The organism is Mesorhizobium sp. M7A.F.Ca.ET.027.03.2.1 (genome assembly GCF_003999175.1).
Classification (GTDB): domain Bacteria; phylum Pseudomonadota; class Alphaproteobacteria; order Rhizobiales; family Rhizobiaceae; genus Mesorhizobium.
The window spans coordinates 1-595 of sequence record NZ_RZOM01001779.1; the positions used below are offsets into that span (position 1 = coordinate 1).

The 595-nt window shown below is 66.7% G+C and carries 1 protein-coding gene; it reads right to left on the reverse strand.

Going from position 1 to position 595, the window contains the following annotated elements:
• Positions 1-595 (reverse strand): TCP-1/cpn60 chaperonin family protein (locus tag EN750_RS38020; RefSeq protein ID WP_281062393.1); only part of this gene is annotated, 595 nt, incomplete at both ends.

Below are 595 nucleotides of genomic sequence, written 5' to 3' on the forward strand. Positions count from 1 at the left end.
CCGGCGTTTCGATGGCACGGCGCACGATATCGACGCCAGTCTTCTGGTCCGCATTGTCGGTCTGCACGGCATCGAGCGCCTTGGCTGCCCGCAGCAGCGCGACACCGCCGCCAGGCAGCACGCCCTCCTCGACGGCCGCGCGGGTCGCATGCAGCGCATCGTCGACGCGGTCCTTACGCTCCTTGACCTCGACCTCGGTCGAGCCGCCGACCCGGATCACCGCAACGCCGCCGGCGAGTTTGGCCAGCCGCTCCTGCAACTTCTCGCGGTCGTAGTCGGAGGTGGTCTCCTCGATCTGCGCCTTGATCTGCGCGACACGGCCCTGGATCTCTTCCTTGCGGCCGACACCGTCGACGATGGTGGTGTTTTCCTTCTCGATCACCACTTTCTTGGCGCGGCCCAGCATCTGCAGCGTCACATTTTCCAGCTTGATGCCGAGATCTTCCGAGATCGCGGTGCCGCCGGTGAGAATGGCGATGTCTTCCAGCATGGCCTTGCGGCGGTCGCCGAAGCCCGGCGCCTTGACGGCCGCGACCTTGAGGCCGCCGCGCAGCTTGTTGACGACCAGCGTCGCCAGCGCCTCGCCTTCCACATC